This window comes from Gelidibacter sp. (assembly GCF_039916245.1).
Lineage (GTDB): Bacteria > Bacteroidota > Bacteroidia > Flavobacteriales > Flavobacteriaceae > Gelidibacter.
In genome coordinates this window covers 1-12,609 of the sequence record NZ_JBDSLS010000186.1, presented here as the reverse complement: position 1 = coordinate 12,609, position 12,609 = coordinate 1, and the positions used below count along the sequence as shown (strand labels likewise).

The following is a 12,609-nucleotide window of genomic DNA, read 5'->3' as shown; positions in this document are numbered from 1 at the left end:
GCAATGACAGCATCCTTTGGAAAACGCACATGGCCTTTAGTTGGCTTTTGTTCGCCCGCAATAATTTTCATCATTGTCGATTTTCCCGCACCATTTTTACCCATTAGGGCTATTTTATCATTTTCATTTATGGTAAACGATACCTCACTAAACAAGGCCGTTCCACCAAACTCTACAGCTAAATTATCGACTGAAATCATAGTTTTATTTTAGAGTTGCAAAACTATAATATATTTTGATATGCGATCAATTTAAAATTTCAAATAAAAAATCAGTCGACAGTCTTCAGTTGGCAGTCAGCAGTCTTCAGTTGGTAGTTAGTAGTTGGTAGTTGGTAGTCAGCTACAATAAAAAATACATTTAATCCCAATTATTTAAACAACTCACTAATACCTCATGCCTAATGCCTCATCCCCACCAACCACATACTTATGCCAAACCCTCCCAAATTGCAACCTCCTATTTTATTATATCCCATTCGATAGAAAAGATACTCCTATCCATATCTTCAGTTTAATTCCGTAAAATCCTTAGTATCTTTATAGTAACCATGAAAGCACTTACCCAACGCTATATTGAAACACGCCAACGCACAGAAACCCTGTGCAAACCTTTACAAATTGAGGATTACACACCGCAATCTGCCATATTCTCAAGTCCTCCAAAATGGCATATCGCCCATGTAACCTGGTTTTTTGAAGAGATGATTCTCAAAAATAATGTTCTCGGTTATAAGGTTTTTGATGACGATTTCGGATTCCTTTTCAACAGTTATTACAACAGTATTGGCGAACGTATTGAACGGCAAAATAGAGGTCTATTGACACGGCCTAAAGTTGAAAAAATTTACGAGTTTAGAGCTTACGTGGATCAAGCGATGATAAATCTACTGGAGTCAACCACTGATGAAAACATCATAACTTTGGGTGTTTTGGGAATCAACCACGAACAACAGCATCAGGAGTTGTTAATTACAGATATTAAGTACACCCTATCTTTAAATCCGCTATGTCCAAAACTATTTGAAAACAATCATGTCCATCATTTTAATAAATCTACCGATTGGTTAAAAATTCCTGAAGGTATTTATAGCATTGGTCATACTACAGACGATTTTTGTTTTGATAATGAATTGGGCGCACATCGTGTGTTTGTGGAATCTTTTGAAATTTGCAGTGGACTTGTGACTTACGGGGATTTTATGGCATTTATAATTGATGATGGTTATAAAAAACCTGAGTTCTGGTTAGATGAAGGGTGGTTTTGGGTCAATACCAATCGCCTAGAACATCCATTATATTGGACGCATGTCGATAATCAATGGCAGCATTACACCTTATCTGGCCTGGAACCAATTGACAAAAATGCTATTTTAACCCATATTTCATTTTATGAGGCCTCGGCATTTGCGCAGTGGAAAGGTTATCGTTTGCCTACGGAATTTGAATGGGAAGTGGCTTCAAATCAACTCAACTGGGGCACACATTGGGAATTAACGAATAGTGCTTACCTTCCCTATCCCAAATTTAAAACCGCCAAAGGTGCCGTTGGCGAATACAATGGTAAATTTATGATCAATCAGATGGTTTTGCGAGGAGCCTCCAGTATTACGGCGCCAAATCACAGCCGAAATACGTATCGGAATTTTTACCATCCGCAAATGCAATGGCAGTTTTCAGGAATCAGACTTGCTAAATAAACTACCTCGGTGCAGAGCACTTGATGTAATAAATTTAAAAAAAATAGAAATTCAAAATTCCAAAAAAACAGCTAAACAATGAACAGGAATTTTCAAAAAGACATCGATCTTGGTTTAAGTGCCACCAACAAAACTTTACCCTCCAAGTATTTTTATGATGAAATCGGCGATGCGCTGTTTGTAGAAATTATGAACATGCCAGAGTACTATCTTACGAATGCAGAACTTGAGATATTTAAAAATCAAACGCAGGAACTTATCAATGCTTTACAACTGCATAAAACACCATTTTTTAAACTGGTGGAATTGGGCGCTGGCGATGGCACAAAAACGAAACAACTTTTAAAAGCACTGGATCATCAGGATTATAATTTTAGATATGTACCGATTGATATTTCAGAAAACGCCCTGAAACATTTAAAAGTTTCGATTAACCAAGAATTACCAACGGTAAAAATCAATCCCAAACAAGGCGATTACTTTCATGTTTTAGCCGATTTAAAAGCCTCCGAATATTCGATTATTGTATTGTTTTTAGGTTCAAACATCGGCAATCTTTCCGATGAAAAGGCGAAGGAGTTGATTAGTAAATTAAATGATAATCTTAAAACAGGCGATAAAATAGTGCTTGGCGTGGACTTGATAAAACCAAAATCCATTGTGCTTCCTGCATACAATGACGCACAAGGAATTACGAAACGCTTCAATCTAAACTTATTAACACGTATCAACAACGAGTTGGAGGCTGATTTTGAGACCGACACTTTTGAACACAAACCAGAATACGACGAAGAAGAAGGTATAGCCAGAAGTTTTTTGGTAAGCAAAAAAGACCAAATTATTACCATCAAAAGTTTAGATAAAACCTTTAGATTCAAAAAAGGCGAAAAAATACACATGGAAACCAGCAGAAAATATAATGACCAGATTTTGAATGGGATTTTAGCACATTCTTCTCTAAAAATCATGGACCGATTAACCGATTCTCAAAATCTTTTTGCCGATTATATTTTGGAGAAATGCTGATGAATAAAACTTTTGAATAGCATCAACCTTATTTATTCTTCTCTTCTATCCATTTGCCCATATATTTAGTAGACTGAAAATGATGATGTTGTAACATTTGCCCCGTAAAGTTCTGGTGTCGGTGTTTTTGCAGATGTTCTATAATTTCATTTATTTTAGAAAATAATCGGTCGTGAAAAAAAGTCTTATCAAAACGTTCATTTAGAACTTTAAAACCATTGTTTTGTTTTTCTTTCCAAAGCGATTCGTTTTGATAAAGTAAAATCGCTTTTTCAGCAAATTCTTCTGAAGTATCTTCAATAAAACCGTTAGGCTCTAAACTGCCAAACATTCCTTCAGCAGCGATAGCAGTCATTACACAAGGCGTTCCGTTTTGCATGGCATCAACGAGCTTGCCCTTTAATCCAGCGCCAAAACGCAAAGGCGCTAAACATACTTTTGCGGTCGCCATCACAGCCTGCACATCTTCTGCAAAACCTTTAATCAAAAATCCGCTGCCTTCATGATGCAACTGATTCACTTTCTGAGAAGCGTAAGCCCCATAAATATACAATTGAGCTTTTGGAAGTTGTTGTCTTATCAAGGGCCAAATGCTTTCCTTTAAATATAAAGCAGCATCATAATTAGGTTCATGCAGAAAATTGCCAATTGTAATAAAATGGTCGCGCTGGTCAAACGATGGTAAGTTTTGAATCGTCCTTTCAGAAATTGGATCACATTGAAATGGCAAATAGAACAATAAATCCTCAGGCACCTTAAAGTCCTTCTTCAATAAATCCATTTCCACTTCAGAAATGATCAAACTCACATCACACCGATATATGCTTGCCACTTCGCGTTTTGCGACGTCATTGAATAGATAAGCATCGCTAAAATCATTTCCATCTTTAAAAGCTTGATGTCTTCCCTTTCTTAAGCTATGCAAATCTTCTGTATCTAAGAGCCTTAAAGCCTTCGGGCAATGTTCAGCAACACGCCATCCAAATTGCTCTTCCGTCATAAACCGATCAAAAAGCACCACATTTGGACCAAAACTCTTGACAAAATGATCAAAACTAGAATGGTTCATCTCAATATTTGCCTGAACGATGTCAATTTCAGATAAGTCGAAAGCATTATCACTTTTGGCACAAGCACTCGCAAAAATGATTTCGTAATCTTCCTTTTGAAAGGCTGCAATAAGCTGCATCATTCGAGCGCCTGCTGCGGAACTTCTAGGTTCTGGCCATACATGACCGATGATTAATAGTTTGTTATTTGACACGAATGGTATTTTTTGACGGATGACCGAGGACTGAAGACTGAAGACTGAAGACTGAAGACTGAAACCTACTCCGGTTTTGGCGCCAAACTATATTTCAATCTTACTTTCTTACCCCAATCCACAACAGCCGCAATCTGGGCATCGCTTAATTTTGCTTCTGAATGCGCAAAGGTATAAGATTTTAAAGGCATTTCCTTCTTTTCAACCATTTCGATAAGTTCTTTGAATTTTTTATCTTTCTTCTTTATTGAGTAACCATTCCATGCGGAAATGTTAAACTCTTTTTTTCCATCGGCCACATGAGATGCCATCCAATAATTGACTGGGGTAATTTTGGCATACCATGGATAACGCGTCACATTACTGTGGCAATCAAAACAGGTTTCTTTAAGTAAATAAACCACATCTTCCGGTGGATTAGTATCCTTGAAAAAAGGTTCAAAGGATAGCATATCAGCTTCATTTCTTTGAGGGCCAAAAAATTGGGCCACAACTATAATAATGGCAAATACCACAAGTAACTTTTTTAAAATTTTCATTTTAGCTAGATTCATACCTAAAAGTATGAAAAAACGGGAGAATATTTGACCCTTTAGTTCTGAATTAAATGGTGCGAGCATTTCGCTTTTACAACAAATAAGTTATCCTAACTCAGTTTAAATCGACGCTATGATTTTTGCATATTATTTCTATCGAAGCAACACAAGGGTGAAACAAAAAAATGGAATTTGGCCTTTAGCCGATTGCAGATGATTCAACTTCATTTTCAATTTCCCGTCTTCGCAAAAGCTACCCACCTCCGCTAAAGCTACGGACGAGCAGGCGGACGGTCAGGCAAGTTCAACTTTGATTTAAATTTCAATTTGAATTTCAAGTTCCTAACTTCTAACTTTCTTTCTTATCTTTGCAACTTCTTTTAACACAACAAAACAACGCAATAAATGTCATTAACATCATTAAATGCCATATCCCCAATTGATGGGAGATATAGAAGTAAGGTCAGCGCTTTAGCAGATTATTTTTCAGAAGAAGCACTGATCAAATACCGAGTTCAGGTAGAAATCGATTATTTCATTGCTCTATGCGAAATTCCATTGCCGCAACTCAAAGATTTTGACACTTCTAAATTTGATGATTTAAGAGCCATTTACACAAAGTTTTCAACCGATGATGCGCTTGCCATAAAAGACATTGAAAAAGTAACCAACCACGACGTCAAAGCTGTTGAATATTTTATTAAAGCTAAATTTGACAAGCTCAATCTTCAGCCATATAAAGAGTTTATCCATTTTGGATTGACTTCACAAGACATTAATAACACGGCCATCCCCTTAAGCATTAAGGAAGCCATGAACGATGTTTATGTTCCTGAATATATAAATGTAGTCAACAAACTAAAAGAGCTGTCTAAAGCCTGGGCAAACATACCAATGTTAGCACGTACACATGGACAACCAGCATCTCCAACACGCTTAGGAAAAGAAATTGAGGTTTTTGCAGTGCGTTTGGAAGAGCAGTTTAATTTGCTGAATGCTATCCCGAGCGCGGCAAAATTTGGCGGTGCTACTGGAAATTTCAACGCTCATAAAGTCGCATATCCGTCTATTGATTGGAAAGCTTTCGGAACGAAGTTCGTCCAAGGAACATTAGGCTTGCAGCATTCATTTCCTACAACGCAAATTGAGCATTATGACCACATGGCGGCGTTATTTGACAACCTCAAACGCATCAACACCATCCTGATAGATTTAAACAGAGATATTTGGACGTATGTGTCCATGGATTATTTCAAACAAAAAATTAAAGAAGGAGAAGTTGGCAGTAGCGCAATGCCACATAAAGTCAACCCGATCGATTTTGAAAACAGCGAAGGCAATTTAGGAATCGCCAATGCGATTTTCGAACATTTATCTGCGAAATTGCCTATCTCCCGTTTGCAGCGTGATTTAACGGACAGCACGGTATTAAGAAATGTAGGTGTGCCTTTTGGACATACACTTATTGGCTTTAAAAGCACCTTGCAAGGTTTAGATAAATTGGTATTGAATGAACCTAAATTTCAAGAAGATCTTGAAAACAACTGGGCCGTTGTTGCGGAAGCTATTCAAACCATCTTACGCAGAGAGGCGTATCCAAATGCGTATGAAGCCTTAAAAGGCTTAACCCGTACAAATACCAAAATTGATCAAAAATCGATTTCAGATTTCATTAATACCTTAGAAGTTTCAAACGAAATTAAAGAAGAACTTAAACAAATTACACCTAGTAATTATACCGGGATTTAAAAGATGCCCTCAATTAACTTCATTGCACGTGCACTTACAGGAATCATTGCCTTCGGTTTTTTAATTGCCGGTATTTTTGATGTGCTCGATTATTTTATAGTGAAGTTTTTGCTCTTTGGAATATTTATTGCTATTGTAATTTATATTGGTATCATCTTATATAAAAACGAAACTCACCACAAAGCGTAACGCTTATTTGGTGAGTTTCGATATTTTAAATCAATAATGTCTGAGAAAAGAATCAAGACACTTCGACAAGCTCAGTGGGTGCCGCTTCGCTTTTAGAATCAAGAACAAAGACGCAAATCGTAAAATACTGAAAATATGGACTCTAAAATTTGAAAAATGAAATCGACTTCAATCGGACAACAATGATCTTAAATACAAGGTTATTCGATTTTTAATTATTTAATAAATTCGATTGAACGACTTAGATTACAAGTTCACGGCAATAATTTCTCCATCACATCTACAATTCTACAAAAGGCAATAACTTCCTCTGCATAAACAATTAATATCAAGATTTCTATTTGAAAAACTCGGTAAATTGACTGAGTTGTGAATCGTCAATATTTGCTTTATCCAGTGCTGAAAACAAGGTCATAATTTGATTTGGATTCATATCTTTTCCTAAAACTCTTACCACGGCAAAACCTTTATCATCCGAGTTGCCAAACAGAATGAATTCCTCAACATCATCTTCATCTCCCAAAATTCGGATACTGAACTGTCCAACTTCCGAATCACCACCACGCATCAATTCCTCATACTTTGGATCGTTTAAAATAGTTTTCACTTTAGCCAATTCTGTTTCATAGTCCATTTCCTGACCAGCTTTCACTTTATAGGCCAACATATTTAGCTTTTGAATGGATTTATAAGCATCCTTTTGCTCTTGACTTAATTGTGCGATGTCAAGATTCAACATACTTACGGGAACATCTATCGAAAGAAAATTAGGCTGCTCTTGGTTGTCAACATAATAACGTTGTAAGGATACTCCTTGGTTGCAACTGTGAAGTGTTGCAACCAAAAGAATCATTCCTGCCAGATTTTTGATTAATGAGACCATAATTATTGTTTTTTAGCTTTTCCTGCTTTTTCAAGATGTTGACCACCAGGAACATTCATTTTACTGGTGATTTTTGAAATCTCCCTCAAATCGACATCTCCAATGATGGATACGATAATGGTTTCAACATCTCTCTTTTCACCATTGATTTCAATTTTGGAATCTTTAGTCAGTTCCTTCAAACCATTGATGTACATCAACAATTCCTTAACATGATTTTCATCACGCCCTTCCTTGACATAAAATTTTACCGTTTGGTTACCATCTTTAAATCGCATTAACTCATCCAATTTTGAACTGCTGATATATTTTTCAGTATCAGATGCCAAACTTGCAGAAATACTTTTATCTCCAGTGCTCAACACTTTGACACTTTCAATTTTTTTGACCATATTCAAAAAGCCTTGCGCTTCCGGATCATCGAGATCCACATCTATCGTCGCAATCATTTTAAACATTTTTTGACCTATAACTCCTGAAGTAACACCCTTCATGGATTCATATTTATCAAAAAAGCTCTGCCCAAAGGACACTATGGGCGCAATCATAATGGCCAATAAAATGATTACCTTTTTACTCGCGCTACTTCTATTGCAGATATATGCGCTAAAATTATTTACATTTTTCATAATTTCTTTATTTAATCAGGTTACTTGTTTTTAATAATTTTGTTTGTTGCCTTGTTAAATTCATTGAGATGGTTCAAGTTTTCAGCACCTTCATTTAATTTAGAAGACACTAAATTTAAAGCCTCCAAATTTTCAGTGCCTTGGTTCAACTTTGAAGACACTAGATTAAACACCTCCATCGTTTGGTTGTAGGCCATCAATTGTTCGTGACTCAAATCGTCCAAAGTAATTTTCTGATTCATTTGATTCACTTGAAAATAGGCTCCCAACATAAGAACCGCTACGGCTGCGACAGAAATCCATCGGTACACTATTGTACGTTTAGGTTGTAATGGAACGTCTTTGGTAAACTGTTCTTGTTTGGTATGCGACACATATTGGAATAACTTTTTGTAAGATTCCAAATGTGCAGGCACATCTTCTTGCTCAAAATAAGCGCGAATTTGTGCTTCTTCCGCCAAAGTTGTTTCAGCGTTATCGTACTTTTCTAAAAGCTGTTCTATATTATTTAATGCCATAACTATGTTTATTAGTTAATTGTTCTCTTATCGTTTTTCTTGCCCTTGATAAGGCAACCCTCACAGCGGTCTCATTCATTTCCAAAACCTTTGCAATTTCCTCAAATTCATATTCTTCAATATCCCGAAGTTGGACGATTATTTTTTGCTGTTCTGGCAACTGCTCCATGATTTTAGAAACCCAGTTGACACTGTCATTGAGCTCAACCTGTTTCTGCAAGGACACATTATTGTCTTGATAATTACTGTGTACAATCTTCAAATTTTGTGCCTGTTTGGATTTTAATCTGTCCAAACATAAATTCTTGGTCATGGTCATTGAAAACGCTTCCACATTTTTATAATCTCCAATTTTATTCTGGTTGCTCCATAATTTCATTAAGATTTCCTGCGTGGCGTCTTCAGCTTCCTCCTTGGATACCAAAAGCCGCTTTGCGAGCCGGAAGACCTTATCTTTAAAAGGCATTACCAGTTTTATAAAATCAGTTTGTGTCATTATGGTTAGTTTATAACAGATGAGTTAAACCTGCTTCTATCCTTACGACGAAACAGTTTCGGTTTTGTTACAATAAATTTTTATTTTACAATAATGTAATTACATTTATAACTTAATAACCGACCAAGTTATTAATCAAAAGAAATAAAACCTATGAGAATTTTAAAAATTGCCCTGTTATCGTGTATTATATTTAGTTTAAACACGAGTTGTTTTAAGGATAAGGACGATGACATTATTATCAACAATAATGTCAATGAAATCAACGATTTTGTATATAAAGCCATGAACGCCGTGTATTTATACAAATCCAAAATTCCAAATTTAGCCAATGATCGTTTTACATCAAATGAAGCCTATGCAAATTATTTAAACAGCTATGCTACTCCCGAAGAGCTATTTGAAAGTTTGATCTATCAAAGAGAAGTGGTCGATCGTTTTAGCATAATTGCAGCCGATGGTATTGCGCTCTTGCAACAGTTAAGTGGCGTGTTTAAAAGTAATGGTCTTGAGTATCTATTATATAGAGAGCCTGGTAGCAACACGAAGGTTTTTGGCGTCATCAAAATCGTCCTTAATAATAGTGTAGCCAGTAATTTGGGCTTGAAACGTGGTCAAATATTCAACGCCGTAAATGGTACACAAATGACCGTTGATAATTATAGTCAACTTTTAAACAGCGATAGCTATACCTTAAATTTTGCAACCTATAATACCAATAACACACCTATAACTTCAGATGACACTATCGTACCAACTTCAGAAAGCGCCAAGCTAACCAAAGAAGTTTACAACGAGAATCCTGTATACCTTACTAAAGTGATTGAAATAAATGGTGTCAAAATCGGCTATTTGGTTTACAATTCATTTACGGCAGATTATAATACCCAACTTAATAATGCTTTTGCAGAATTAAAAGCTGGTGGCGCACAACATTTGGTATTAGACTTGAGATATAATGGAGGTGGATCTGTAAATAGTGCCGTTTTATTGGGAAGTATGATTACTGGTCAATTTAATGGACAGGTGTTTTCAAAATTGATTTATAACGAAGAACTCCAAGAACTCAATAGTGATTACAAATTCACAAATACTCTAAACGGCGGTTCAGCACTAAACAGTTTAAATTTACAAAAGGTATATGTATTGACTACCAATGGATCGGCATCAGCAAGTGAGTTAATCATCAACAGTTTAAAACCATATATAGAGGTCGTTCAAATAGGTCTCAATACTAGGGGGAAAACCCAAGCTTCAATGCCTATTTACGATTCCCCTGACTTTGGACCGAACAATGTTAATCCTGCCCACAGTTATATACTCTTGCCATTAATTGCCAACTCAGTGGATAAAAACGGAGGGCTTGTTCCACCAACAGGATTAACTCCTAATATTGAAATTGGTGAATTTCCTTCAACGCTAGGAACGTTGGGAGATGTCAACGAACCGCTTTTGGCAGCGGCCCTCAATAATATTACTAGTTTTGCCCGTCAGTTGCCGCAGCCGACAGAAATTTTAAAACCTCTTGAGAGTACTGTGGATAGTAAAATTTATGATGGGATGATGATCGTTGAATAAGAAACAGAAATGAATATTATTTGTCTAAGAAAAGGACGTAATCAAAATACTGATTGCGTCTTTTTTTATTTATTAAATGAATTAAGACCTTTAAATCTGGTTGTTTCTAACCCTAATCTTCGAGAAGTTCGGGTCTTGATTCCATTAAATAATCTTACTTTTGACATTAAAAAAATAAGATTTTGAAACAATTATCAATTTTGCTCCTGTTTTTAATTTTCATCAATTGTAAAGAAAACAAGGGTTTAGAACAAAATTTACAATCGACCACTAATGAAAAGTCCTCAATTTCATATGCAGAGGGTTTTGCCATCGAAAATCATGACGGTTATAAGGTTTTAGAAATCAAGAACCCGTGGCCTAAATCAGACAAATCCTTTCGTTATCTATTGCTAAGCAACGAGATGGCATCCAAAATCAAATTAGACACAAGGGATTATGATGGTGTTATAATTATTCCCATTCAAAAAATAGTAGTGACCTCTACCACTCACATTCCTGCATTGGAATTGTTGAATGAAGAAAATACCTTGATGGGTTTTCCTGATTTGAAATATGTGTCCTCTGAAAAAACAAGAGCATTAATAGATAAAGGATCGGTAAGGGAATTAGGCAAAAACGAAAGCATCAACACCGAAGTATTATTGGAACTGAGACCAGAATTAGTTATCGGCTTTGGAATTGATGGCAACAACAAAACCTTTGACAACATACAGAAAGCAGGAATTCCAGTGATTTATAATGGCGACTGGGTCGAAAAATCACCTTTGGCAAAAGCAGAATGGATCAAGTTTTTTGGTGTGCTTTACAACAAAGAGAAAGAAGCCGATGCTGTTTTTAAAACTATCGAAACCGATTATTTAGAAGCTAAAAAGATTGCTCAAAACGCCACGAAAAAACCAACTGTTTTAAGTGGTGCCATGTATAAGGACATTTGGTATTTACCAAGCGGCACAAGTCCTGAAGCCCAACTTTTAAAAGATGCAAATGCCAATTATCTCTGGAGTGAAACCACAGATCAAGGCAGTCTTTCACTCAACTTTGAAGTTGTTTTTGACAAGGCCAAAGATACAGATATTTGGATCAGTCCCTCGTATTATTCAAGTTTGGAAGCCATTAAAAAAGCAAATGCTCATTATACTAAGTTTAAAGCGTTCCAAGCTAAAGAGGTGTATTCTTTTGTCAATACCACAGGAGAAACAGGTGGCGTTTTATATTTTGAAACAGGAATGGCCCGACCCGATTTGGTTTTAAAAGATTTAATTAAAATATGTCATCCAGAATTGTTGGAAGATTATACACCTACTTTTTTTAAACGTTTAGAATAAACTCATTTGAATCAGACCTGACAGGTTTTTAAACCCTATCAGGTCTTGAAATTATGGAAAAAAAATACACATATCCCTTTCTAATATTGATAGCGCTGCTCATCATATTTTTTTTCGTGAACATAAGTTTGGGGTCTGTTTCAATTCCAACAGTGGAAATTTTCAAGGGTTTATTTGGCAAAATTGATAACGAATCCTGGCAATACATCATTCAAAATTACCGTTTACCAAAAGCTTTTACCGCTATTTTAGTTGGTTCAGGATTAGGTATTTCGGGGTTGTTAATGCAAACCTTATTTCGGAATCCATTAGCAGGGCCATTTGTTCTCGGTATCAGTTCAGGCGCTAGTTTGGGTGTTGCCTTGGTTATTTTAGGTTCTGGCTTTTTTGGGGGTGTACTGACTTCATTACTAATGTCAAAATGGAGCATTGTGATAGCCGCAAGTTTGGGAAGTTTTTTAGTGCTCTTGGCCGTCATGATTGTGTCCTCAAGAGTGCGTGACACAATGGCGATCTTGGTTATTGGGTTGATGTTTGGAAGCATAACCTCCGCTGTGGTCAGCGTACTCTCCTACTTCAGCTCTGCGGAACAATTGCAACAGTATGTTTTTTGGGGCTTTGGAAGTTTAGGTAATTTATCATGGTATGAGCTTTTTATTTTCTTTTTAATCTATCTCATTGGAATTTTAATGGCTATGGTATCCATTAAGGGTT

Annotated in this window: 14 protein-coding genes; 7 read left to right on the top strand and 7 right to left on the bottom strand. The window is 36.1% G+C overall.

Annotated features, from left to right (window positions below; translation table 11 throughout):
• Positions 1–200 (bottom strand): ATP-binding cassette domain-containing protein (locus ABIQ28_RS10105; protein WP_348036870.1); only part of this gene is annotated, 200 nt, incomplete at its 3' end.
• A 350-nt stretch (positions 201–550) separates the two neighbouring features.
• On the opposite strand from ABIQ28_RS10105, the gene egtB reads away from it, so the two are divergent.
• Together egtB and ABIQ28_RS10095 are read left to right on the top strand one after the other, a co-directional pair.
• Positions 551–1,699 carry an ergothioneine biosynthesis protein EgtB gene (egtB, locus tag ABIQ28_RS10100; RefSeq protein WP_348036868.1) on the top strand — a complete coding sequence of 383 codons (1,149 nt, stop codon included), beginning with the start codon at positions 551–553 and terminating at the stop codon, positions 1,697–1,699.
• A 78-nt stretch (positions 1,700–1,777) separates the two neighbouring features.
• On the top strand, positions 1,778–2,725 hold the full coding sequence (locus ABIQ28_RS10095; RefSeq protein WP_348036866.1) for an L-histidine N(alpha)-methyltransferase: 948 nt from the start codon (positions 1,778–1,780) through the stop codon (positions 2,723–2,725).
• Positions 2,726–2,753: 28 nt separating this feature from the next.
• Here ABIQ28_RS10095 and ABIQ28_RS10090 read toward each other — a convergent pair whose 3' ends face one another.
• Together ABIQ28_RS10090 and ABIQ28_RS10085 are read right to left on the bottom strand one after the other, a co-directional pair.
• Complete coding sequence (locus tag ABIQ28_RS10090) at positions 2,754–3,989, bottom strand: glycosyltransferase family 4 protein (RefSeq protein WP_348036864.1); 1,236 nt, start codon at positions 3,987–3,989, stop codon at positions 2,754–2,756.
• Positions 3,990–4,054: 65 nt separating this feature from the next.
• Positions 4,055–4,528 carry a heme-binding domain-containing protein gene (locus ABIQ28_RS10085; RefSeq protein WP_348036862.1) on the bottom strand — a complete coding sequence of 158 codons (474 nt, stop codon included), beginning with the start codon at positions 4,526–4,528 and terminating at the stop codon, positions 4,055–4,057.
• 402 nt (positions 4,529–4,930) lie between these two features.
• Here ABIQ28_RS10085 and purB point away from each other — a divergent pair, with 402 nt between their 5' ends.
• Positions 4,931–6,274, top strand: coding sequence for an adenylosuccinate lyase (gene purB, locus ABIQ28_RS10080; protein ID WP_348036860.1), 1,344 nt, complete (start codon positions 4,931–4,933; stop codon positions 6,272–6,274).
• 3 nt (positions 6,275–6,277) lie between these two features.
• Positions 6,278–6,463, top strand: a complete 186-nt coding sequence (locus tag ABIQ28_RS10075) for a hypothetical protein (protein WP_348036858.1) — start codon at positions 6,278–6,280, stop codon at positions 6,461–6,463.
• Positions 6,464–6,800: 337 nt separating this feature from the next.
• On the opposite strand, the gene ABIQ28_RS10070 is transcribed toward ABIQ28_RS10075, so the two are convergent.
• From ABIQ28_RS10070 to ABIQ28_RS10055, 4 genes are read right to left on the bottom strand one after another with little or no spacing between them, the layout of a single operon-like run.
• A complete protein-coding gene (locus ABIQ28_RS10070; RefSeq protein WP_348036856.1) occupies positions 6,801–7,346 on the bottom strand; it encodes a DUF4252 domain-containing protein in 546 nt (181 codons plus the stop codon).
• A gap of 2 nt (positions 7,347–7,348) precedes the next feature.
• Positions 7,349–7,975, bottom strand: a complete 627-nt coding sequence (locus ABIQ28_RS10065) for a DUF4252 domain-containing protein (RefSeq protein WP_348036854.1) — start codon at positions 7,973–7,975, stop codon at positions 7,349–7,351.
• A gap of 20 nt (positions 7,976–7,995) precedes the next feature.
• Positions 7,996–8,493, bottom strand: a complete 498-nt coding sequence (locus ABIQ28_RS10060; protein WP_348036852.1) for a hypothetical protein — start codon at positions 8,491–8,493, stop codon at positions 7,996–7,998.
• Entirely contained in the window at positions 8,480–8,989 is a 510-nt protein-coding gene (locus tag ABIQ28_RS10055; protein WP_348036850.1) for an RNA polymerase sigma factor, read from the bottom strand. Before ABIQ28_RS10055 ends, ABIQ28_RS10060 begins: the two co-directional genes overlap by 14 nt.
• A 153-nt stretch (positions 8,990–9,142) precedes the next feature.
• Between ABIQ28_RS10055 and ABIQ28_RS10050 the strand changes: the two genes are divergently transcribed.
• The 3 genes from ABIQ28_RS10050 to ABIQ28_RS10040 all read left to right on the top strand — a co-directional run.
• The gene (locus ABIQ28_RS10050) at positions 9,143–10,567 is read left to right on the top strand and encodes a S41 family peptidase (RefSeq protein ID WP_348036848.1); all 1,425 of its coding nucleotides are present in this window, start codon (positions 9,143–9,145) and stop codon (positions 10,565–10,567) included.
• A 182-nt stretch (positions 10,568–10,749) separates the two neighbouring features.
• Complete coding sequence (locus ABIQ28_RS10045; RefSeq protein WP_348036846.1) at positions 10,750–11,895, top strand: ABC transporter substrate-binding protein; 1,146 nt, start codon at positions 10,750–10,752, stop codon at positions 11,893–11,895.
• Between the two features lie 53 nt (positions 11,896–11,948).
• The coding region (locus tag ABIQ28_RS10040; protein ID WP_348036844.1) for an iron chelate uptake ABC transporter family permease subunit at positions 11,949–12,609 on the top strand (661 nt) is incomplete at its 3' end.

Bases quoted from the DNA above. Each gene is read 5' to 3' on its own strand.
- egtB (WP_348036868.1), top strand. From the start codon at position 551: ATGAAAGCACTTACCCAACGCTATATTGAAACACGCCAACGCACAGAA.
- ABIQ28_RS10095 (WP_348036866.1), top strand. From the start codon at position 1,778: ATGAACAGGAATTTTCAAAAAGACATCGATCTTGGTTTAAGTGCCACC.
- ABIQ28_RS10085 (WP_348036862.1), bottom strand. From the start codon at position 4,528: ATGAAAATTTTAAAAAAGTTACTTGTGGTATTTGCCATTATTATAGTT.
- purB (WP_348036860.1), top strand. From the start codon at position 4,931: ATGTCATTAACATCATTAAATGCCATATCCCCAATTGATGGGAGATAT.
- ABIQ28_RS10075 (WP_348036858.1), top strand. From the start codon at position 6,278: ATGCCCTCAATTAACTTCATTGCACGTGCACTTACAGGAATCATTGCC.
- ABIQ28_RS10070 (WP_348036856.1), bottom strand. From the start codon at position 7,346: ATGGTCTCATTAATCAAAAATCTGGCAGGAATGATTCTTTTGGTTGCA.
- ABIQ28_RS10065 (WP_348036854.1), bottom strand. From the start codon at position 7,975: ATGAAAAATGTAAATAATTTTAGCGCATATATCTGCAATAGAAGTAGC.
- ABIQ28_RS10060 (WP_348036852.1), bottom strand. From the start codon at position 8,493: ATGGCATTAAATAATATAGAACAGCTTTTAGAAAAGTACGATAACGCT.
- ABIQ28_RS10055 (WP_348036850.1), bottom strand. From the start codon at position 8,989: ATGACACAAACTGATTTTATAAAACTGGTAATGCCTTTTAAAGATAAG.
- ABIQ28_RS10050 (WP_348036848.1), top strand. From the start codon at position 9,143: ATGAGAATTTTAAAAATTGCCCTGTTATCGTGTATTATATTTAGTTTA.